The organism is Cupriavidus pauculus (assembly GCF_008801835.1).
Taxonomy (GTDB): Bacteria; Pseudomonadota; Gammaproteobacteria; order Burkholderiales; family Burkholderiaceae; genus Cupriavidus; species Cupriavidus pauculus.
Genome location: NZ_VZOW01000046.1, coordinates 1 through 21,271, shown reverse-complemented (window position 1 = coordinate 21,271; position 21,271 = coordinate 1). Strand labels below are relative to the sequence as shown.

23 protein-coding genes are annotated in these 21,271 nt (G+C 64.0%); 15 read left to right on the top strand and 8 right to left on the bottom strand.

Going from position 1 to position 21,271, the window contains the following annotated elements; translation table 11 throughout:
* Positions 1-96 precede the first annotated feature (96 nt).
* Positions 97-918 carry an IclR family transcriptional regulator gene (locus tag F7R19_RS27145; protein WP_061959040.1) on the top strand — a complete coding sequence of 274 codons (822 nt, stop codon included), beginning with the start codon at positions 97-99 and terminating at the stop codon, positions 916-918.
* 56 nt (positions 919-974) lie between these two features.
* On the opposite strand, the gene F7R19_RS27140 is transcribed toward F7R19_RS27145, so the two are convergent.
* The 4 genes from F7R19_RS27140 to F7R19_RS27125 are packed head-to-tail and all read right to left on the bottom strand — an operon-like array spanning position 975 to position 3,535.
* Positions 975-1,340 carry a 2Fe-2S iron-sulfur cluster-binding protein gene (locus F7R19_RS27140; RefSeq protein WP_061959041.1) on the bottom strand — a complete coding sequence of 122 codons (366 nt, stop codon included), beginning with the start codon at positions 1,338-1,340 and terminating at the stop codon, positions 975-977.
* Positions 1,337-1,654: a ferredoxin gene (locus F7R19_RS27135; RefSeq protein ID WP_150982661.1), complete on the bottom strand. Its 318-nt coding sequence runs from the start codon at positions 1,652-1,654 to the stop codon at positions 1,337-1,339. Before F7R19_RS27135 ends, F7R19_RS27140 begins: the two co-directional genes overlap by 4 nt.
* Before the next feature lies 1 nt (position 1,655).
* Positions 1,656-1,958: a 2Fe-2S iron-sulfur cluster-binding protein gene (locus tag F7R19_RS27130; RefSeq protein WP_061959043.1), complete on the bottom strand. Its 303-nt coding sequence runs from the start codon at positions 1,956-1,958 to the stop codon at positions 1,656-1,658.
* Positions 1,959-1,996: 38 nt separating this feature from the next.
* Positions 1,997-3,535, bottom strand: coding sequence for a hypothetical protein (locus tag F7R19_RS27125; RefSeq protein ID WP_150982659.1), 1,539 nt, complete (start codon positions 3,533-3,535; stop codon positions 1,997-1,999).
* A gap of 276 nt (positions 3,536-3,811) precedes the next feature.
* Between F7R19_RS27125 and F7R19_RS27120 the strand changes: the two genes are divergently transcribed.
* The 7 genes from F7R19_RS27120 to F7R19_RS29925 all read left to right on the top strand — a co-directional run bounded on the left by F7R19_RS27120 (position 3,812) and on the right by F7R19_RS29925 (position 9,957).
* The gene (locus F7R19_RS27120) at positions 3,812-4,747 is read left to right on the top strand and encodes an ornithine cyclodeaminase family protein (protein WP_150982657.1); all 936 of its coding nucleotides are present in this window, start codon (positions 3,812-3,814) and stop codon (positions 4,745-4,747) included.
* A gap of 145 nt (positions 4,748-4,892) precedes the next feature.
* On the top strand, positions 4,893-5,612 hold the full coding sequence (locus F7R19_RS27115) for a TenA family transcriptional regulator (RefSeq protein WP_061959045.1): 720 nt from the start codon (positions 4,893-4,895) through the stop codon (positions 5,610-5,612).
* A 68-nt stretch (positions 5,613-5,680) separates the two neighbouring features.
* A complete protein-coding gene (locus tag F7R19_RS27110; RefSeq protein WP_061959046.1) occupies positions 5,681-7,129 on the top strand; it encodes an aldehyde dehydrogenase family protein in 1,449 nt (482 codons plus the stop codon).
* 47 nt (positions 7,130-7,176) lie between these two features.
* The gene (locus tag F7R19_RS27105; RefSeq protein WP_061959047.1) at positions 7,177-7,656 is read left to right on the top strand and encodes a GlcG/HbpS family heme-binding protein; all 480 of its coding nucleotides are present in this window, start codon (positions 7,177-7,179) and stop codon (positions 7,654-7,656) included.
* A gap of 29 nt (positions 7,657-7,685) precedes the next feature.
* Positions 7,686-8,690, top strand: a complete 1,005-nt coding sequence (locus tag F7R19_RS27100) for a 2Fe-2S iron-sulfur cluster-binding protein (protein ID WP_150982655.1) — start codon at positions 7,686-7,688, stop codon at positions 8,688-8,690.
* 133 nt (positions 8,691-8,823) lie between these two features.
* On the top strand, positions 8,824-9,561 hold the full coding sequence (locus tag F7R19_RS27095; RefSeq protein ID WP_061959049.1) for a GntR family transcriptional regulator: 738 nt from the start codon (positions 8,824-8,826) through the stop codon (positions 9,559-9,561).
* Between the two features lie 228 nt (positions 9,562-9,789).
* A complete protein-coding gene (locus F7R19_RS29925; protein ID WP_167585535.1) occupies positions 9,790-9,957 on the top strand; it encodes a hypothetical protein in 168 nt (55 codons plus the stop codon).
* A 96-nt stretch (positions 9,958-10,053) separates the two neighbouring features.
* Here the strand turns inward: F7R19_RS29925 and F7R19_RS27090 are convergent, their stop codons facing one another.
* Positions 10,054-10,899, bottom strand: a complete 846-nt coding sequence (locus tag F7R19_RS27090; protein WP_150982653.1) for a phytanoyl-CoA dioxygenase family protein — start codon at positions 10,897-10,899, stop codon at positions 10,054-10,056.
* Positions 10,900-11,137: 238 nt separating this feature from the next.
* On the opposite strand from F7R19_RS27090, the gene F7R19_RS27085 reads away from it, so the two are divergent.
* The 5 genes from F7R19_RS27085 (at position 11,138) to F7R19_RS27065 (ending at position 17,274) form a co-directional block, all read left to right on the top strand.
* Positions 11,138-12,049, top strand: coding sequence for an AAA family ATPase (locus F7R19_RS27085; RefSeq protein WP_150982651.1), 912 nt, complete (start codon positions 11,138-11,140; stop codon positions 12,047-12,049).
* Between the two features lie 34 nt (positions 12,050-12,083).
* Positions 12,084-13,085 (top strand): DUF58 domain-containing protein, encoded by a 1,002-nt coding sequence (locus tag F7R19_RS27080; protein ID WP_150982649.1) that lies wholly within the window; start codon positions 12,084-12,086, stop codon positions 13,083-13,085.
* A complete protein-coding gene (locus F7R19_RS27075) occupies positions 13,082-15,094 on the top strand; it encodes a transglutaminase family protein (RefSeq protein ID WP_150982647.1) in 2,013 nt (670 codons plus the stop codon). The genes F7R19_RS27080 and F7R19_RS27075 overlap by 4 nt, the downstream gene beginning before the upstream one ends.
* A 111-nt stretch (positions 15,095-15,205) precedes the next feature.
* Positions 15,206-15,703, top strand: coding sequence for a MarR family winged helix-turn-helix transcriptional regulator (locus F7R19_RS27070; protein ID WP_061959054.1), 498 nt, complete (start codon positions 15,206-15,208; stop codon positions 15,701-15,703).
* A gap of 83 nt (positions 15,704-15,786) precedes the next feature.
* A complete protein-coding gene (locus F7R19_RS27065; RefSeq protein ID WP_223506330.1) occupies positions 15,787-17,274 on the top strand; it encodes an MFS transporter in 1,488 nt (495 codons plus the stop codon).
* A 176-nt stretch (positions 17,275-17,450) separates the two neighbouring features.
* Here the strand turns inward: F7R19_RS27065 and F7R19_RS27060 are convergent, their stop codons facing one another.
* Together F7R19_RS27060 and F7R19_RS27055 are read right to left on the bottom strand one after the other, a co-directional pair.
* The gene (locus tag F7R19_RS27060; RefSeq protein ID WP_061959055.1) at positions 17,451-17,774 is read right to left on the bottom strand and encodes a hypothetical protein; all 324 of its coding nucleotides are present in this window, start codon (positions 17,772-17,774) and stop codon (positions 17,451-17,453) included.
* Positions 17,775-18,016: 242 nt separating this feature from the next.
* A complete protein-coding gene (locus F7R19_RS27055; protein ID WP_061959056.1) occupies positions 18,017-19,477 on the bottom strand; it encodes a DegQ family serine endoprotease in 1,461 nt (486 codons plus the stop codon).
* A gap of 210 nt (positions 19,478-19,687) precedes the next feature.
* On the opposite strand from F7R19_RS27055, the gene F7R19_RS27050 reads away from it, so the two are divergent.
* On the top strand, positions 19,688-20,161 hold the full coding sequence (locus F7R19_RS27050; protein ID WP_150982643.1) for a MarR family winged helix-turn-helix transcriptional regulator: 474 nt from the start codon (positions 19,688-19,690) through the stop codon (positions 20,159-20,161).
* Between the two features lie 56 nt (positions 20,162-20,217).
* Positions 20,218-20,640 (top strand): organic hydroperoxide resistance protein, encoded by a 423-nt coding sequence (locus F7R19_RS27045; protein ID WP_061959058.1) that lies wholly within the window; start codon positions 20,218-20,220, stop codon positions 20,638-20,640.
* A gap of 48 nt (positions 20,641-20,688) precedes the next feature.
* Here the strand turns inward: F7R19_RS27045 and F7R19_RS27040 are convergent, their stop codons facing one another.
* Positions 20,689-21,015 carry a GIY-YIG nuclease family protein gene (locus F7R19_RS27040; protein WP_223506006.1) on the bottom strand — a complete coding sequence of 109 codons (327 nt, stop codon included), beginning with the start codon at positions 21,013-21,015 and terminating at the stop codon, positions 20,689-20,691.
* Positions 21,016-21,271: the final 256 nt, after the last annotated feature.

Here is a 21,271-nt window from a genome sequence, read left to right as displayed (position 1 = left end):
TCTGCGCCCGAACAGTCGCGCGCGACAGGATGCCGGGACTGGCAATGCCCGCGCATTTCCTCTACCCTTTCGGCCTTTCCGAGCCCTTTCAGACCCATGGCGAACCCTGCCGACTCCGCAACGTCCCGCGCACCGCTTGCCGGTTCCACCGAAAAGCCGAGCGACAGCTACGTGCAGTCGTTTGCGCGCGGGCTGTCGGTGATCCGCGCGTTCGATGCCAGCCATCCGGCGCAGACGCTTACGGAAATCGCCCAAGCCAGCGGCCTCACCCGCGCCGGCGCGCGGCGCATCCTGCTGACGCTGGTCGGGCTCGGTTACGTGCAGAACGACGGCCGGCTGTTCCGGCTGACGCCCAAGATTCTCGATCTCGGTTTTGCGTATCTGACCTCGATGCCATTCTGGAACCTGGCCGAACCGGTCATGGAGGCGCTTTCGCAATCGGTACACGAAAGTTGTTCGATATCGGTGCTGGATGGCGCTGAGATTGTCTACGTGCTGCGCGTGCCGGCGCGCAAGATCATGACGATCAATCTGTCGATCGGCAGCCGGCTGCCCGCGTATTGTTCGTCGATGGGCCGCGTGCTGCTGTCCGGACTCGACGACGCGGAGCTGGACCGCGTGCTGCGCGCGTCCGACCTGCAACGGCGCACGCGTCGTACCGTGACCGATATCGACGCGCTGAAATCGCTGATCGCCGATATCCGCACGCGCGGCTGGGCGCAGAACGATCAGGAACTGGAAGAAGGATTGGTGTCGCTGGCAGCGCCGATCCGCAATCGCGCCGGACAAGTCATCGCCGCGATCAATATCAGCGGCCAGGCCAACCGCACGAGCGCGCAGGAAATGGTCGACCAGTTCCTGCCGCCGTTACTGGAAGCGGCCGAGAAAATCTCCGCGATGGTGGGCCTGCGCACCTGAACCGGCTGCGGTGCGCATTGCTTTGCCAGTGACGATCGGCGTCGCTCCCTCGACATTCAGCGCGGCGTCGTCCGCGGCTCCCACGACACCGCGACGTCGCCCTTGATGAAGGTCTGGCACGCCATGCGATAGCCGGCACGCAGGTCGTCATCGTTCAGATGCTTGCGCTCCTTCGGCTTCACGTCGTCGGTATTTTCCAGGCCCTGTTCGATCCGGCACTTGCACGTACCGCAGATGCCGCCGCCGCATTTGAACGGAATACCACCCTGTTCGCGCAGCGATACGCGCAGCAGATTGCTGTTGTGCGGCGCGCGTACGGTCTTGCCTTGGTTGGTCACGAAGGTGATTTCAACCGTGGGCGTCTTTGCCGGGGCTTGGGTATCGTCGATCACAGTGGCACCCGCTTCGGTGTCGGCCATCATTGTTGTTTCCTCAGGGAAAGATCCATGCTGCCGAAGTGCGCGAGCTGTTGGAGCGCGGCGTGGGCAGCGTCGAGCGTGTCGAAGCGCTCGAGAAATTTGGTGGGCACATGATTCACAACCGGGTCGGCATCGGCGTCGCCCGTTTCATCTATCACGCGCACCTTCACGGTCTTTTGCGTTTCCACCAGTTCGGCGATCACGAAGATGGCCTTGGTACGCCCGTAGAACAGGTATTCCCACGTCTCCAGGGGCTGCACACCAGCCACGGCTTCGGTGCGGAACTGGCCCGGCTTGCTGGTCAGAATCACGAACATGTCAGACCTTCAGCTCTTCCTGTTCGAGTTCGATGTCATGCGTCAGCCAGATCTGGCACGCCAGCCGGAAACCCTGCTCCAGCCGATCACCGAGCTGCTTTTTCTCTTTCCAGTTCGGCGGCGGCAGATGCTCGGCACCGGCCAGCACGCGGCATGCGCATTTCGAGCATTTGCCCATGCCGCATTCGTAGCGCAGATTCGGATACGGAAACTGCTTGATGCCAGCGCGCACGACGAGATTGGTCTCGGGCTTGACCTCGTCCACGAACACCTGTCCGTTCTTGTGGAAAACAACTTTCGGCATAGGACTATTCAGAAAAATCGCAAAAGGAAGGACCGGCGTCAGCGCCAGATCAGCATGGCGCAGATGGTGGAAACGATCAGCCCCGTCACCACCGGCAATAGCAGCGCACGCACGGCGTCTAGCACGGGCACCCGCGCGAAGCCGGCCACCGCGATCAGCGACGACCACGCGATCAGCGTGCCGCCGCCCGTCCACACCGCGCCCATCTGGCCGACCGCTGCCAGCGTGGCCGCATCGAAGCCCACCACCGGACCCAGCGCCCCGGCCAGCGTGCCGGTCAGCGGCAAGCCGGCAAAGCCGGACCCGTCGATGCCGGTGATCATGCCCACCAGCAACACGCCGAACGCCACGAACACGTGGTTGTCGGGAATCATGTGCTGATAAGCCTGTATCAGTTCGAACAGCAGGCTCGGCGCCTTGCCCGCATCTACGCCAAGGATCTGCGCGGCGGTTTCTCCGGCGCCGACGAAGAAGAAGCCTGCAATCGGCAGCACTGAACCCATCGCCTTGAATGCGAACACGAAGCCGTCCGTGATGTGCTCCGGGCAGACGTCGAGCATCTTGCGCGGGCCCTCGGCGGCCAGCGTGGCCAGCATCATCAGCAGCGCGGCCACGCCGCCGACCAGCGCCGCGGCGGCTCCGCCTTTCAGATCGGGCATGCCCGAGGCGATCTTCGGCAGCACCATCAACGTCACCACGCAGACAAAGGCCAGCGGCGTGACCACCGCAAAGAACTTCGACCATTTGATACGGCGCCGCGCCACCATCGCCAGGCTCTGTTCGATATTGGCCTCGGTGACCAGCGGTTCCGAATGCGACGTGCCGCGTGCAATTTCAGCCTTGTCGAACGTGCCGGTCGCCTCGACGGCGGGATCGACGCCCGTGGCGCGCGCCTGCCAACGATCGAGCAATGCGCCGCTAGCCGGCACGATGTGGCGGCGCATGGACAGGTACGCCAACGAGAGCGCAATCGCGCCGGTGATGATCGACAAGATCAACGCGCGATCCGCCACCACCGCCGCGCTGACTGCGGCGCCGGCCGCCTTGGCACTGATGCCGGGCGCCACGCCGATCACGTAATCGGACGACAACGCCATGCCCTGGCCCGCGATGGCAATCGCCATGGCGCCGGCCAGCGGCGGCAATCCGGCGGCGATCGCGGCGGGCAGCAGAATGGCCGACACCAGCGGCACGGCCGGCGTGGGCCAGAAGAACAGCGATATCACATAGGTGATGCCGGCAAGGATGAAATAGGCGCTGTGGCCGTTCTTCATCACCACGCGGAACGGCTCGACCATGCGGATATCGGATCGCAGCGACTTCAGCGCGTTGAGCAGCGCCGTCATGAACGCGATCACGAGAAAGATATTGAAGAGCTCCTTTGCGGCAACAAGGCTGGCGGAAAAGATTCCGCCCAGCGCGCTGACCGGGTTGCCCGTAATGGCCAGAATCACGAGGAACGTGCCGACGATGGACGGCACCACGACATTGGCCCGCAGGATCATGGTCAACACGATCACTGCGACACCTAGCAGATATACCCAATGTGCCAGGCCAATCTCTACGGTTTGATGCATGAGGCTCCCCTGATTCATGGAGGCCCTGGTGGGGGCGGTATAGGAATTTTGTGACGTTACTAGTTTTGTATACTATATCCCGACTAGATCTAAGAACAAGCAAAAACTGCCTGACCTAGGGAAATCACCCGCACGGTGCTGAAATCCGCTCCCAAGCACGGTTTCAGCGCATTGCGCACCAGTTCGGGAGCATCTGTCGCGTTGGGAAAACCCTCTGGTGTTTTTCTAAACTTTGTGTAGACTGTATACCGAAATAGCCAATAAGACGCCTAGCCCATGCTTCATGTCACCGATGCAATGATTGATCGCCACGTTACGGCCGCCGACGCGCAGGCCGCGATGCTGGAAGCCTTCCGCAGCTTCGGCCGAGGCGACGCCGCCATGCAGGAGCGTATTCGCACCGAAGCGGGCGGCGTGAAGCTGTCGACGCTGGGCGCGGTCATTCCCGATCAGCACGTGGCCGGCGCCAAGGTCTACACGACCATCGCCGGTCAGTTCTCGTTTGTCATCCTGCTGTTTTCGACGGTTGACGGCCGCCCGCTGGCGTCGTTCGATGCCGGCGCGATCACCCGGTTGCGCACCGCCGCCTGCACCGTGCTGGCCGCGCACCGCCTCGCCCGCCCCGGCGCGCAAACGCTGGCGCTGTTCGGCGCCGGCACGCAGGGCGTACAGCACGCGTTGCAGCTGTGCGCCGCGCTGCCGCTGACGCGTGTACTGATCAGCGATCCGTATGCCGACGCCGGCGCGGCGCAACGGCTTGCCGACCAATGCGGCGTGCCCGTGGAGTTTTGCCAGCCCGACCACGCCGCCGCAGCGGCGGACATCATCGTGACGGCTTCGCGATCGACCACGCCGCTGTTTTCCGGCGCACTCGTCAAACCCGGCACGTTCGTGGCCGCTATCGGATCGAGCCTGCCGCATACGCGCGAACTGGACGACACGCTGTTATCGCGCGCCGCGACGGTGGTGGTGGAGTGGCGCCAGCAATCGCTGCGCGAAGCCGGCGATCTGGTATTGGCCGACAAAGCCGTGCTGCCGGACAGCAAGATCGTCGAACTTGCCGATGTGCTGCTCGACACCCGCCCGATTCGCCAGCATGCCGACGACATCGTGATCTACAAGTCGGTCGGCGTGGGACTTGAGGATGTCGCGCTGGCCGGCGCAGCATGGCAACGCATCGCCGCCGCCCAGGAGCCGTCCGCAGCCGCCTGACCGTTTTTATGCAGCAAGTGCCGCCCAGCGCGGATTTTTTTTCGCCGATTCATTGTTGTAGAAAGTATACAAATCACGAAACGCCGCGAGACGCATTGCGCGCCGCGGACATCCAACCCCGAAGCGTCAAAAACAGGAGCCCCAAATGGCCGAACTGATGAACCGTGAAGATTTCCGTGCCGCCCTCGAAAACGCCATCAAAGGCAAGAGCGCCAACCAGGCGCCGTTCAGCAAGGCGTGGGCCAGCGGCACGCTGAGCCGCGACCATCTGGCGCGCTGGGCGGAAAACCACTATCACTACGTGGGCCCCTTCGCCGATTACCTGGCTTATATCTACGCCCGCACGCCCGACCACATGACGGAGGCCAAGGATTTCCTGCTGGCCAACATGTACGAGGAAGAGATCGGCGGCGATCGCCACACCGACCTGCTGATCCGCTTTGCCGAAGCGTGCGGCACCACGCGCGAGCGCGTGGTCAACCCGGACAACATGTCGCCGACCACGCGCGGCCTGCAGAGCTGGTGCTATGCCGTGGCCATGCGCGAGGACCCTGTGGTGGCCGTCGCCGGCCTGGTGGTGGGCCTGGAATCGCAGGTGCCGTCGATCTATCGCAAGCAAACCCCGACGCTGCGCGAAAAGTACGGTTTCACCGACGAAGAGGTGGAATTCTTCGACCTGCATATCGTGTCCGATGAAATCCACGGCGAACGCGGCTACCAGATCGTGCTCGAGCACGCCAATACGCCTGAGTTGCAGCAGCGCTGCCTGAAGATCTGCGAAATCGGCGCGCAAATGCGGCTGCTCTATACCACCGCGCTCTATTACGACTACGTCAACACCCAGCAGGAAGCCGTGGCGGCCTGAGGCGAAGCGCTCAAGCCGGATGCGCTGCGCGTCCGGCCTTTTCCGAATTCCAGAACAGGCCCCGCAAGATGACCGAGACGTACCGCAACTACATCGACGGCGAATGGTGCGATAGCGCCAGCGGCCGCACCTCCGACAACATCAACCCCGCCGATACGCGGGACATCGTCAGCCGCCACGCCGCCTCCGATGCGCACGACGCGGCCGCCGCCGTGGCCGCCGCAGCCGCCGCGTTCGACGCCTGGAAGGCGACGCCGATCGGCAAGCGCGCGAAAATCCTCAACGATGCCGCCGCGCATCTCGAAGCCAACGCCGATGCCATCGCCGCGGAGCTGACGCGCGAGGAAGGCAAGTCGCTGAACCTGGCGCGCGACGAGGTGATGCGGTCCGCGCAGACGCTGCGCTTCTATGCTGTGGAAGGGCAGACCTTCAGCGGCGAAAGCTATCCGAACGACGATCCGGACATGCTGGTCTACAGCCTGCGCGAACCGCTGGGCGTGGTCACCGTGATTTCCCCGTGGAATTTTCCGGTGTCGATTCCGGCGCGGAAGATCGCACCGGCGCTGATCACGGGCAACACCGTGGTGTTCAAGCCGTCATCAGATGCGCCGCTGTCCGGCTATCGCCTGGCCGAGGCCTTCGTGAAGGCCGGCATTCCGAAGGGCGTGCTCAACTTCATCACCGGCAGCGCGGCGGAAGTGGGTCCGACGATCGTCGAATCGCGCGCCGTGCGCGCCGTATCGTTCACGGGATCGACCGCCGCCGGCGAGCAGATCCACAAGTCCGTGCCGATGACCACGCGCACGCAGATGGAACTTGGCGGCAAGAATCCATTGATCGTGATGGAAGACGCCGACCTGGACCGCGCGGTCGACCTGGCCATCAAGGGCGGACTGTCGCTGTCGGGCCAGGCTTGCACGGGCACCAGCCGCATCCTGGTGATGCGCGAGGTCAAGGCCGCATTCACCGAAAAGCTGGTGGCCAAGGTGAAGACGCTGAAGATCGGCAACGGCATGACGCCGGGCATGGATCTCGGCCCGCTGGCCACGCGCAAGCAACTGGAAACCGTGCTCGGCTACATCGCTGCCGGAAAGCAGGAAGCCACGCTGCTGTGCGGCGGACAGCAACTGACGGACGGCGAATTCGCGCACGGCTATTACGTGGCGCCCGCCGTATTCACGGACGTGACGCAGGCGATGCGGATCGCGCGCGAGGAAATCTTCGGGCCCGTCTTGGCGATCATCGAAGTCGACAGCTATGCCGACGCGATCGCCAAGGCCAACGACACCGAATACGGCCTGTCGGCGGCCATCGCCACACGCAATCCGCGCCATATGCACGCGTTTGCCCGCGATATCGAATCGGGCACCGTCAAGATCAATCGCACCACCACGGGAAATCTCGTCAATGCGCCGTTTGGCGGGCTCAAGCGATCCAGCACGTCGACCTTCCGCGAATCGGGCCGCGCTGGGCTGGAGTTCTACACGCAGATCAAGACCGTCTACCAGGGCGTCTAGCGCCACTCTGGCGCCACGCCAGACAAAAGCATCGCAAGGACACTGACATGAAGAAAGCCATCAAGCTTGAATTGAAGGAAGCCCGCCACATGGTGGCGGCCGCCATTCGCAAGGCCGAGGAAATCGGCGTGCTGGAATCGGTGTGCATTGTCGACGACGGCGGCTATCCGCTGCTGCTCGAGCGCATGGACGGCGCGCGCATTACAGGGCCGCAGATCGCATGGAACAAGGCCTTTACGGCAGCCGGCCACAAGCGGTCCACGCATCTGTTCAACACGCCGCCCAACGGCCCCGCCCTGCCCGGCAACGAGGCGTTCGGGATCCAGTGGAGCTTCGACGGCAAGTTCGCCGTATTCGTGGGCGGGTATCCGATCGTGGTCAACGGCGAGGTGATCGGCGGCGTGGGCCTGTCTGGGGGCAATGGCGAGCAGGACACCGCGTGCGGCGTGGCAGCGCTGGAAGCATTGCGCGACCTGCTGGCCGCCGAGGACCTGACCGTGCTCGCGCAGGCCGACATCAAGAAGTAAGCCGCCATGGATCGCGCCAAGGAGATGTCATGTCCCATCGCGTAGAAATCGCGGAAACGCAGCAGGTGTTCACCGTCGCGCCCGGCGAATCGGTGCTCGACGCCGCGCTGCGCAGCGGCGTCCGCCTGGCCCACGAATGCACGTTTGGCGGCTGCGGCACGTGTCGCATGCGCGTGCTGGAAGGGTCGGTCTCGTACGAGGAATTTCCGATGGGGCTGAGCGAGGCGGAAAGCGCCGAAGGATTCGCGCTGGCCTGCCAGGCGCGGCCCAATGGCGATCTCGTGATCAGCACGGCGCGCGGCGCGGACGGACTGGCGCCGGCGCGGCGCACCACGGCGACGGTCCAGTCGGTGGCGCCGCTCGGCCCGGAGGTGTTGCACCTGCATCTGGCGCTGCCCGATGAGGAACCGTTCCAGTTCGCACCTGGCCAGTACCTGAAAGTGCTGCTCGACGACGGCAGCCACCGCAGCTTTTCGATGGCATCGGCGCCGGGCAGCAGCGTGGTCGACTTTCATGTGCGCCAGATCGAAAACGGACGCTTCACGTCGCATCAGCTTCCGCAACTGCGCGCCGGCGATACGCTTGAAGTGGAACTGCCGCATGGCAACTTCAGCCTGCGCAAGGAAGACTACCGGCCGCTGCTGATGGTGGCCACCGGCACTGGCCTGGCGCCTATCAAGAGCATGCTCGAATCGCTGATGGACGATCCGGACTGCCCGCCCGTGTGGCTCTACTGGGGCATGCGCAGCGCAGCCGACCTGTATCTGCACGACGAGATCGCGGGCTGGGCCGAGCGCCTTTACGACTTCCAGTACGTGCCCGTGCTGTCGCGCGCCGACGATAGCTGGCAAGGCCGGCGCGGCTACGTGCACGAGGCCGTCGCCGCGGATCTGGGCGATTTGTCGGAACACGCGATCTATCTTTGCGGATCGCCCAACATGATCCGCGACGCCAAAGAGACCTTCATGGTGCTGGGTGCACAGGCGCCGTTTATCTACGCCGACGGGTTCACGTTCCAGCACACGGCCGGTTGAGTGGGTGCGCGTGGATACGCGTGGATGTCTGCCAAATGTCTTCGATACGGAGGTGACGGTATACAATAGCGGCATTCACGCCGTGGCCAACCGACCGCGGCGCTTCACAGAATCCCGACGGCCGATCCCGACCATGAACGACGCCACCGCCAGTGCCACCAAGCTGAATCCGGACACCCCGGCTGCTAGCCTGGGCGCCCAGCATTCCCCTCTTTTCGCGCTGGTGACCGACACCTTGCGGCAACGCATCCTCGCCGGCCACTATGAACAAGGCGAGCGGTTGGTGGAAAACACGCTGTCGCTGGAACTTGGCGTCTCCCGCATTCCCGTGCGCGAAGCGCTGCGCGCGCTGTCGGCCGAAGGACTGGTGCGTATCGAACCGCGCCGCGGCGCATCGGTGGCGCGGCTGTCGCCCAATATCGCGCGCGAGATGGTGGAAGTACGCGCCACGCTCGAGGGACTGAACGCCAAGCTGGCGGCGCAGCGCCGCGATCCGGCGCTGATCCAGGAACTCGAGAAGGTACTAAAGGAAGGCAACGAAGCGGTCGACAGCGGCCAGACCGAGCGCTTTGTCGAGCTCAACTCCCGCTTTCACGAAGTGCTGGGCAATATCGCCGCGAACAGCGTGCTGCAGGACATGATGCGATCGCTGCGCGAGCGCACGGCGCTGCTGTTTGCGCCAGCCAATCTGAATCGCGCCCGCATCAACTGGGACGAGCACGCGCAGATTCTGCAGGCCGTGATCGCCGGCGATGCCGATCTGGCCGCGCTACTGGCCACGCGCCATGTCTTCAGCGCGGCCAAGGCGGTCGAATCGATGCAGGGCAATAGCGGCGAAACCACCGCGCCGACGGCCGGCAGCCACGGCTGATTGCTCGCGCGGGCGGCGACGCGGCCTGATGCGCGCTGCTGCCGGCAGTTCATGCCGGGCGTGCATGCCGGCCGTTCTGCATGCCGTCCTGCATGCCTCCCAGGCATGCCGGGGATGCAGTCCGCACCCTTTCTGGTCACACAAATCCCCGTTGCGCACCGTGAAATGGCGCAGTGCACCATCGCGGTGTATACTGTAGGCGTTTGTTGACCACAATAGGGAATGACCATGAACTACCCGGAGGCTTCGTATTTCGACCGTCCGGTGGGCGAGCAGCTTCTGAGCCACTTCGCACGCCGTGACGCCGTCCGCCACGCCACGCCGCTGCTGCCCTTCCGTTTTGCCGATCTGTTTGCGCTGTTCCGCAGCGCGACTGCGCGACGCAACGCGGCCTGAGCCGCCCGCTCGCAGGCCCCAGCAAAAAGCCGCCTTCATCGAGGCGGCTTTTGTCTTGTGGCGGGGCTGATCGGCGCGACGGCCGATTCGATTCGGCTACAGCAAGGCGGGCGGCATCTCCACACTGCCGAATTCCGCCGAGCGCGTGCCGCTGAGCGGCCGGTTGCTGGCGCCAAAATACGCGAATGCCACCGACAGCTTCACGGCGTCCGAATCGTTGCGGCCCGCGGCGTGGAACAGCCGGCTGTCGAACATCAGCACATCGCCCCGGTGCAGCGCCAGCGGCATGGCGCCCTTGAGCAGCGCCTGGCTGGCAGGATGTGCCTCCACCAGGAATTCGGCTGGATCGAGCTGCGCCGGATCGAGCCGGGCGCGGTGCGAGCCCGGGATCACGCGCAGCACGCCGTTGCGCTCGTCTTCGTCGCCCAGCGCCAGCCAGACCGTGACCAGATCCGGCTTGACGAAGGCCCAGTACCGGGTGTCGCGGTGCCAGCCTGTCTGGCTGCCGTAGTGCGGATGCTTGGTCATCACGCAGTTGTGGTGCGCCAGCGTCAGGCGCACCGGCTCGCCAAGCAGCGCCTCGACCGTGGCCACCACCTGCGGGTGGCTGGCCCAGCGCCGAAACACCTCGTCGCGGCCATAGGCCTGCCGCAGCCGCCGCACCGTGCTGCCGCCAGCCGCCTGCCGCGTGGCCGGCGCGCCGGGATAACCGAGATCGGCTTCGAATTCCACCGGCGGCACCGCCCCCGCGAGGTGCTGGCGCGTGACCGCTTCCAGCGCGGCGCAGGTGGCCTCGTCCGCAAAGTTGCGCAACACGATATAGCCACCGCCATGGAATTCCCGCGCCAGGCTGGCCAGCCCGGCCTGGTCGGCGAGCGGGGCAGATGAATCGAAATCGAGGGAACGGGACGCGCCGGGGGTGCGCTGTTGCGAAGCAGTCATTGCAGCGAATGAGACGATTCGGAAAATGGCAAAGGCGCCAACAGGCCGATGATGCCAGAACCCGCGAGATCCGGCGCGGCCTGGCGGGTGAATGGGCGGGTTTTCCGCGCGCGCAAGCGATCTGTCAGGGGCGGCAAGCGTGCGCAAACCCACTGTCCGGCGCCCGCTTTGCGCCGCTACAATGGCCGGACCCTGCCGCATGTAACGCCGCAGCCAACCTCCAACGGATGCCGCCACCGTGACTGCCCGTCCCAAAATTGTCGCTTCGCTGGCCGAAGCCCAGAATCAGCTCGGACGCATCGTCCTGGGCAAGCCACGACAGGTGCGGCTGGCGCTGGCGTGCATGCTGGCCGGCGGCCATCTGCTGCTCGAGGATGTGCCCGGTGTTGGCAAGACAACGCTTGCCCATACGCTGGCGCAGACGCTGGGCCTGCAGTATCAGCGCGTGCAGTTCACGAGCGATCTGCTGCCGGCCGATCTGGTCGGCGTATCGGTTTTCATGCGCGATGCCGGGGAATTCCGCTTCCATCGCGGCCCCGTCTTCGCGCAGCTGGTGCTGGCCGACGAGATCAACCGCGCGCCGCCGAAGACGCAAAGCGCCTTGCTCGAGGCCATGGCCGAACGCCAGGTCACGCACGACGGCGTCACGCATGCGTTGCCCGCGCCGTTCTTCGTTATCGCCACACAGAATCCGCTGGAGCAAATCGGCACACACGCCCTGCCGGAATCCCAGTTGGACCGCTTCACCATGCGGATCTCGCTCGGCTATCCCGAAGCCGCGTTCGAGCGCGTGTTGTACCTGGGCGGCGCGTCCACTCAGGAAGCCACTGCCGTGATGGACGCCGAACAAGTGCAGGCGCTCCAGGCCGCGGCGGCCCGCGTCTACACCAGCCCGGCACTGGTGGACTACGTGCTGGCGCTGGTGCAGGCCACGCGCGCCGACGCGGCGTTTCCGGCCGGGCTGTCGCCGCGCGCCGGGCTGGCGTTGCTGGCGTGCGCGCGTGCGTGGGCCTTGCTCGATCAGCGCGAAATGGTCGTCCCGGAAGACGTCCAGGCCGTGTTCGAACCTGTTGCGGCGCACCGGCTTCTGCCGTCGGGTCACGGCGCCGCCGCGATCGACCGTTTGCTGGCTGGCGTTGCCATCCCTTGATGCGCGGTCACTGCGACCACGTCCCGACCCAGCCATGCGGAACGCCACTCCGATACCCGGCTCGCGCGGCGCGCCATCGGCCTTGACGCCGCGGCCGCGTCGTCCACGCCGGCCGGTCAATGGCGTGGTGACGCTGGATCGCCGACATCTGTATATCCTTCCCACGCGCGGCGGCCTTGGCTTTTTCGTGCTGTTGCTGGCGATGCTGACGACATCGCTCAACTACAACATCAGCCTGGGCTTTGCGCTGACATTCCTGTTGGCCGGCATCGGCATGGCGTGCATGTGGATGGCCTATCGGAACCTGCTTGACCTCGAGCTATCGGCCGGCGCCGTATCTTCAACGTTTGCAGGCAACCCGGCCACCTTTGCCTTGCGCGCGACCAACCGCGACGACGGCGCGCGGATCGGCGTGGAAGCGCGCACAGCCTCCACCGCACCGCATGAGCCGGCCTCGCTGACGCTGGACAGCCAAGGCGCCGGCGACCTGACCATCCACCTTCCCGCACCGCGCCGAGGAAGGCTGGCGTTGCCGCGAGTGACGATCTCGAGCCGCTTTCCCTTCGGCCTGTTCCACGTCTGGAGCTACGCCGATTTTCCGCTCGCCACCCTGGTCTATCCGTCACCAGAAGCCAATGCGCCGCCGTTGCCCGTGGCGCCGCACGCCGACGAAGGCGACCAGGGCACCGACAGCGCCGCGTCAGACGACGGCGTGGATCAACTGCGCAGATACCGACCGGGCGATCCGCTGCACCGCATCGCCTGGAAACACAGCGCGCGCACCGGACGCTGGCTCAGCCGGACGGGCCACAGCCAGCGTCAGCCCGAATGCTGGATCGACTGGAACGCACTGCCGCTGTCGATGGAAACCGAGGCGCGATTATCGCGACTTTGCGCGTGGGTCCTGGCAGCCGGGGACACGATGGACGTCGGCTTGCGATTACCGGGCGTGGAAGTCGCGCCCGCGCGCGGCGCTGCCCATCGCAGGGCGTGCCTGGAGGCGCTTGCCGTCTGGCCGGAGCGCCGCGCGCCATGAAGACCACCGCGATGTCGGCCCGGCCCCTGGGACACCAGGAGCACGGCATGCTGATCGGCCAGTTGGCGTTAGTCCTGGCGCCGCAGACCCGCACCTTGCCGGTGTCGGTCAGCCTGTTACTGATCTTGCTGTTGGGCTGGCGATGGCTGCTATGGCGACAGCACGCGCCGCTTCCGTCGAAACCGATGGTCGGCTTGACGGCCGTACTGGTGCTGGTGATTGCGGCGGCGCTGATCTGGCAGTCTGGCGGCAGTCTCGGGCGGGAACTGTGCGTGGCGCTGCTGGCGGCGTTTGTCATCCTGAAACTGATGGAAACGCGCGCATTGACGGACGCCACGCTGGTGACGCAATTGTCGTTCTATTTGCTGCTCACGCTTTATCTGGTCGACCAGCCATTCTGGCTGGCCATCTACAGCATGGTGATTGGCGCATGGATCTTGCGAAACTGGCTGCTGTTCCATCATCCGGAAGCACGGGGCCGGCTTGCGATCTGGCCGTTGCTGGGTCGCATGGCGCTGTTCGGGCTGCCGTGGGCGTTGCTCTTGTTCGTGCTGTTTCCGCGGCTGGACCACCCGCTCTGGCGCCTGCCACAAGCGGAGCCCACCGGCAGGACCGGTATCACCGACACGCTGAAGCCGGGCAGCGTGGGCGATCTGATTCGCTCGCCGGAAGTCGCGTTTCGCGCCGACATCATCGGCGCGCCGCTGCCGGCCAGCTCGCTGTATTGGCGTGCGCTGGTGCTGTGGGACTACGATGGCCAGGCTTGGCGCCCCGCGATACCGCAGCCGATGCCGCTGGCGGAGGCCCTGCGCGATGATGTCGCCGACGACGCGCCCAGCGCGACGGCAAAGGCGGGGCTGCGCGAGTACAACGTCACGCTGGAGCCCACCCAAAAGACGTGGCTCTATCTGCTGGACCGCGGTACGGCGGTGTCCGGCAGCTTGTCCGCGCAGGTTTCGGCCGACGGCGAGTTCTTCGCGCGCACGCCCGTGGATCGCCCACTGCGATATCGCGCGCAATCGTCGCTGTCCGGCGCGCCGCAGCCTCTGACACGCAGAACACTGCAGTTGTCGCTCAGCTTGCCGGAAGGCAATCCGCGCAGCCGGGAACTGGCCGCGCAGTGGGCGGCGCAATACCCCGATCCGTGGCAACGCGTGCAGGCGGCCATGCGGCTTTTCGCTGCCGCCCCGTTTGCATACACGCTGTCGCCGCCGCCGCTGGGCAAGCAGCAGGTCGACAGCTTTCTGTTCGATACGCGCCGTGGCTTTTGCGAGCACTATGCCAGCAGCTTCGTCTTTCTGATGCGGGCGGCCGGGGTGCCCGCCCGCGTGGTGGTGGGCTATCAGGGCGGCGAGTTCAATCCGGTCGGCAGGCACTACGTGATTCGTCAGTCGGATGCGCATGCGTGGTCGGAAGTCTGGATCGATGGGCGCGGCTGGGTGCGCGTCGATCCGACCAGCGCGGTAGCGCCGAGCCGGGTCGAGGAGGGCGTGGACGCCGCGCTGGCCGGGGAAGATTTGTCGGCCCTACGTGAACTGCGCGCCCCCGGATGGCTGCGCGATCTTCGCTGGGGATTCGACGGGTTGGCCTACAAGTGGCAGCGTTGGGTGCTTGAGTACGACCGCGGCCAGCAGACCCGGTTACTAGATCAGATCGGCTTCGGCAATCAGTTGCCGAGCGTGCTGGCAGCGGGACTCAGCGTGCTCGGGCTGCTGGCGCTGGCACCGATGTGGCTGCGCCGGCGTCATGTCGATCCGGTTCAGGCCCTTTACGACCGCTTTTGTGCGCTGCTCGCACGGCACGGCTGCGTGCGGATGGCTTCGGAAGGACCGCGGGATTTTGGCGCGCGGGCCGCGCGGGCGCTGCCGCGTGCCGCCGCCGCGGTGCGGCTGTTCACCGACAGCTACGTCGCCTCGCGCTATGGTGCGCCGGGCTCGCTGGCCGAAAGCGTGATCGTGCACGATCTGCGCGCCGCGTTGCGCGACCTCTCCGCGAGTCTGCGTCGCTGAGCGGCATGCCGGAATATCCGGCCAGACGATCAGTTTGTTCTTGTCGCCGACCTTGCTTTTACCCGCGGCCACTCATATAGTTTCATTCGAAATTATCCCGAATGAAACTATATGTCGTTCGAACGACGCATTGACCGTTTTTGTGCCGAACATCCCGAAGCACCGCGCGATCTGATTCTGGCTTCGCGCCTTCTGTTGCGGACCGCGCGACTGCTGCGTCACCATATCGAGCGCGCGCTTGCGCCATACGACCTCGATCTGAACCAATACCTGGTGATCAGTCTGCTGGCGATCGACGCCAGCGAGCCGACGATGCCTTCGGAGCTTGGCATGACCATCGACGCCACGCGGACGCAGATGACCCGGCTGATCGATGGACTGGAGGCGCGCGGACTGGTCCGGCGCAAGACGTCGGAGCACGATCGCCGCAGTCTTGAGCTGACGCTGTCCCCTGCCGCACGCGCGTTGCTGGAAAAGGTCGCGCCTGTCGTGCACGCCGCATACGCCGAGGCATGGGCGCCCATCGGCAAAAGCGGGCTGGCCGTGGCCACGCGCGACCTGTCGCGGCTGCATCAGCATCTGGTCTCGCTCGAGGCAATCAAGCCGTGATCGGGCACGCTAGCCGCCGGCGCTGGCGGGCCAGCCTGCGTTGGCTGCGGCTGCTGAGCCGGCAGCAACGCCAGACGCTGGTCATGATGCTGCTGGGCCTGACCACCGGCGTCGAATTCCTGGAAAACATCATGTTCGTCTTTGCGTCGAGCCACATCGTGGGCGGCATCGACGCGGATCCGCGCAGTTTTGCGCTCGTGCAGGCCGCCTATGCGGTGGGCAGCATGATGATGATCCTCAAGCAGCAATGGCTGGCGCAGCGGTTTGGCTATCGCCGCTATCTGACCGGGGCACTTCTGCTTTTCATGGCGGGCACGCTGGTAGCCGCGACCAGCACCGGGCTACCGCAGATGGTGACCGCGCGCTTCATGCAGGGCGTCGGCGGCGGCGCGTTGTTTACAAGCTGCCGGATTCTGGTGAACTTGATGTTTGCGCCGGCAGACCGGCCGCGCGCGTCGCGCATCTTCATGTTGGGAATTTTCGGCGCATCGGCCCTTGCGCCGGCGCTGGCCGCGGAACTGGTCGACCATGGAGTCTGGCAAGACGTGTTCTACGGCGTGCTGCCATTTGCCGCGCTCGCAACGCTGGGCGCGTGGGTACTTCTGCCCGATGCCGAGCCCCGCGATGACATGGAAGGACCGGCACTTGGTCCGCTCCTGCTGTTCGGCGTTGCGATCGTGGCCCTACAGGCATCGATGACCGAAGCGCGCTTCGACATCTTTTCACATCCGCTGCGCGTCGCCATCGTCGCGGCTGTCGCGCTGTCACTGCTCGGCGCATTCATCTGGCATCAATGGCATCACATCTCGCCGGTACTTCACTTGCGGGCGCTGCGACAGCCCGTGTACATGACCGGACTGGCGATGTACTTCGTCTATTACATGATCAGCAATCTCAGCAGCTATGTGTTTCCGATCTATGCGGAACAGGCGCTGCGCTTTCCGCTGGCTACGACGGGATGGCTCAATACGCTGGCCGCCGGCATCAGTCTGGTCGGCATCTGGATCTACCTGCAGATTGCCCGCAAGCTCACGCACAAGAAGCCGATCATGGTTGCTGGCCTGCTCCTCATGGCGGCGGCCATGACGTGGTTTTCGTTCATGCCGCCCGACGTCGGTCCCTCGGCTTTAGTCTTGGGATTGTTTGGCAAGGGACTGTTCGGCGTGATGGTGATCATCCCAATCGCCGGCCTGACATTCCGCTCGCTCGCGGGCGATGACTTTGCGCATGGCTATCGCAGCAAGAATCTGGTTCGACAGATCGCAAGCTCGTTTGCGTCGGCCCTGGGTGCCGTGCTGCTGCAAAACCGGCAGTTCGCGGTGCATACGAGCCTGGTGCATGCAATGGGCCAGCGCCCGGCGGAAACGGAACAATGGATGCATGCCGCCCAGACGGCCTTGATGGCGCGCGGCTTCGATCCCGGTCAGGCCCATGCCGGCGCATTGGCGCAATTGTCGGCCATCGTCGATCAGCAGGCGCGGCTGATCGCCTGTGAAGATCTGTATCGATTGATTGCCGCGCTTGCCGTAGTGGCTGCGGTCTTCATGCTGGCACAACGCCGGCTGGATTAGCCCAGGTGTTTGCAACGCCAGGCAGTGCTGCACAGGCTGCGTCCGCAGGCATCGACGCTGGGACAAATCCCGGCTGTCGGGACGATGGGGACGCTATACGCTATGACGGCGCGTCGCCGCCACGGATGGGCTGCTGATGCCCGCAAATGTTGTTCGCGGTTCAGCGGATCGGCTGCTCAGAACAGCGACAGTTGGCGCATTCCGAAACCAACGGTCTCTTCTACGCGCGCGCGCGCATGCGCAAGCGAACCTTCGGCGCCTGAATAATTGCCGGCAGCCCAGCGATACACGACGGGCCATTCGCCGCGATCGGACAAGCGAACTTCGCCGAGCTTGTCGCCGCGTTCACTGCGGTAATAGTGGGAACGATAGCCGCGCTCCCAGTGGGGCGGGGCTTCCTTCTTGCGCCGACGCGGTGTCGGCTTGGCGGTGGCTGACGTCAACCGCCGTGCCAGGTCGGTACCCGGCGAGATAGGGGCGCGGGTGAAATCCAACTGCATAGACTTCCTTCTTCTGTCGATTTAGCAGAACCAGAAACGGAGACGCGCGTCTCCGCAAGTTTCATGCATCGCAGTCGAGATCATACCCGTTCAAACGCGTCTTTGGTGCGTTTTGTCACCCCGGAATCGGCCTCTGGCTTGGGTTTGCGGGCGTATACGTCCCCACGTATACGCCCATGTATACCTGCCGTATACGCGCCGCATGACGCGTATACCGCTTCGGTAAAAATCTGCGACAAGGCTTAGCCGAGGTCCAGCGGAATGAAGATTCGCGCATCATCGCGCTGCACCAGCAAAGCGACCTGCTTGCCCGACTTCGACACAAGCGCACGCAGTTGTTCGGCCGAGGAAATCGGCGTGCCGTTGAGCGACAGGATGACATCGCCCGGCTGAATGCCAACGCGCGCGGCCGGACCGGCAACGTCTTCGACGACGAGCCCGCCATCGATGCCGCTGTCACGCTTTTCGGCCGGCGTAAGCGGGCGCACCGCAAGTCCGAGACGACCGCCTGTTTCGCCACCATTCTTGCCTTGCGCGACCGCGTCTTCCTTCACTGCGCCGACCTTGACGGCCAGCGTCATCGGCTCGCCTTTGCGGATGACCTTGAGCTTGATCTCCGTTCCGGGCCGGATGTCGGCGACGTGCTCCGGCAGATCGCCGGAATGATCGATCACGTCGTCGCCGAGCTGCACGATCACGTCGCCAGGCTTCAGGCCGGCCTTGGCTGCAGGACTGTCGTTCTCCACGGAATTCACCAACGCACCCGCCGGGCGTGGCAGGTTGAACGACTGCGCCAGCGCCTGGTTGACTTCCTGCACCGAAATGCCAAGACGCCCGCGCGTGACCTTGCCGTGGGCCACCAGTTGCTGCTGCACCTTGGTCGCAACATTGATTGGGATGGCAAACGACAGGCCCTGATAGCCGCCCGTCTGGCTGTAGATCTGCGAATTGATGCCGATTACTTCGCCGCGTTGGTTGAACAGCGGGCCGCCCGAGTTGCCGGGGTTCACCGCGACGTCAGTCTGGATGAAGGGCACGTATGTGTCATCGGGCAGAGAGCGCGATTTGGCGCTGACGATGCCGGCCGTCACGGTGTTTTCGAATCCATAGGGCGAGCCGATGGCCAGCACCGGTTCACCGACGCGAGTCTTTGACGGATCGCCGAGACGTACCGTGGGCAGGTCCTTTGCATCGATGCGAATCACCGCGATATCGGTCTGCGGATCGCTGCCCAGGACCTTTGCCTTGAACTCGCGGCGATCGGTGAGCTTTACCGTGACTTCCGTGGCGTTATCGACGACGTGGGCATTGGTAAGAATCAGACCGTCCGGGCTGACGATAAAACCGGAGCCCAATCCGCGCACCAATTGCGGCTGCGCATTCTGCGGGCCCTGGAATTGCGGACCAAAACGCTTGAAAAACTGGAACAGCGGATCGTCCGGATCCATGCCCTGAGGCATTTGCGCGGAAGTATGTTGTGCGCGGGCGGTAACGCTGATGTTGACGACCGCCGGCCCGAACTGATCGACAATGCCGGAGAAATCGGTTGGCGTAGCGACGGCAACCGGCGCGCTCGCGGTGACTGGCGTTGGCGCGGCGTAGCCCGGGGTAATGGCATCCTTCTGCAAATAGGCGTAGCCGCCGGCAAGCGCGGCAAGGGCTGCAACACCGACAGCGGAGCGGGCAAGAGTCTGGCGAATCATGATGCGTTCCTTTCTGGAGGATGGGTAACGCCGATGCGGTATGGCGTGACAGAGCCATAGTAGGGACGCACACTTAAACCAGACTTAAGGAGCGCCTGGATTCGCCGGGCGGCAGCTCCGACTTTGATCCAGTACACATGGGACCTATGCTCTATGAGCCCGATTGGAAAAATATCTTGCACACAATTTAATTGTGTATAAGATAGCTACATGACGACGACATCGACAAGTGCCCCGCAGACGGACGATTGGCTCCAGTTAGATCGGCAGTTGTGCTTTGCCATGTATTCGACTTCGTTGGCCATGACGAAGATCTACAAGCCACTGCTGGGTAAGCTTGGACTTACTTATCCGCAATATCTGGTGATGCTGGTCCTTTGGGAACAGAGTGGAATCACGATTTCGGATTTGGGCACCAGGTTAAAGCTGGATTCAGGCACCTTGACGCCGCTTCTGAAAAGGCTCGAAGCAGCTGGCTTTGTGAATCGTCAGCGCGATGTAGAAGACGAGCGCCGCGTTCTGGTCCATTTGACGGTTGCCGGCCGGAAACTGCGCGAGCAGGCGAATGACATTCCGGAAAAGTTGTTGTGCGCGACGCAGTGCTCGATCGACGAGATTCAGCAATTGACGTCACGCCTGCATGCCTTGCGGGCCTCGCTGGAAGATGCGCGCTCCGAAGATTAATCGCCGATATCGGCATGTTTATTCGCAGCCCTTCTGGGCAAACTAGGAGAGTACAAATGAAACTGGAAAAAGTCCTTTATACCGCCCACGCCTCAGCCACTGGTGGTCGCGACGGTCGTGCCGTGACGTCCGACGGGCAACTCGACGTCAAGTTGGCGGTACCCAAGGAAATGGGCGGCGCAGGCAATGGCCTGAACCCCGAGCAGCTTTTTGCCGCCGGATATTCCGCTTGCTTCCTGGGCGCAATCCGTTTTGTCGCCGGCCAGCAAAAGATTACCGTATCGCCGGATGCCAAGATCGAAGGTGCGGTCGGCATCGGCCAGATTCCCCAGGGCTTTGGTATCCAGGTGGAACTCAAGATCTCGCTGCCGGGGATGGAAAAGGATGCGGCCCAGAAGCTGGTGGAAGCTGCACATCAGGTCTGCCCGTACTCGAACGCGACGCGCGGGAATATCGACGTCAATTTGGTCGTCGTGTAATGCCCTGCCGCAGGTAGACGCAAAAACGCCGGCAATTAGCCGGCGTTCTCATTTTATTTCGCACCGTTGCTGCATCTCCGGCATGCCGGCACATAATGCCCGCTTTTGCGCGGGAGACATGCTCTTGGTTCGTATCTCGGCCTTCAAGGCCTCTGATTTATTGGGAAACTGCACCCAGCCCAGCAACCGCAAGGGCTTGCGGGCGCGGGTATATTTCGCGCCTGTCCCGGCCAGATGCTGGGCGTAGCGGCGCTGGATGTCCGTGGTAATGCCGGTGTAGATCGAATTACCTTCGCATTCGATCAAGTACAGAAACCAGGGAGTCTCTTCCTGCGGCGGGAGATCATTTTCGACGGTCATGGCGTTGCCGATCATACCGTGAAAGCGGCTACAGGATTGGTAGCGGCTGACCAGAATGGCCCGCTTGGAATAGTGAGTTGTCGAGGCCCTGGCGGCGGCTTCAGAGCACTCCGACTCCGAGATCGGATGGGCGCTGTAAACCGTTCGCTCAAAAGCAAAACCCCCAAGCTTTTAGGGCTTGGGGGTTTTGGGGATAAGAGCCTGGCGATGACCTACTTTCACACGGGTAGTCCGCACTATCATCGGCGCAAAGTCGTTTCACGGTCCTGTT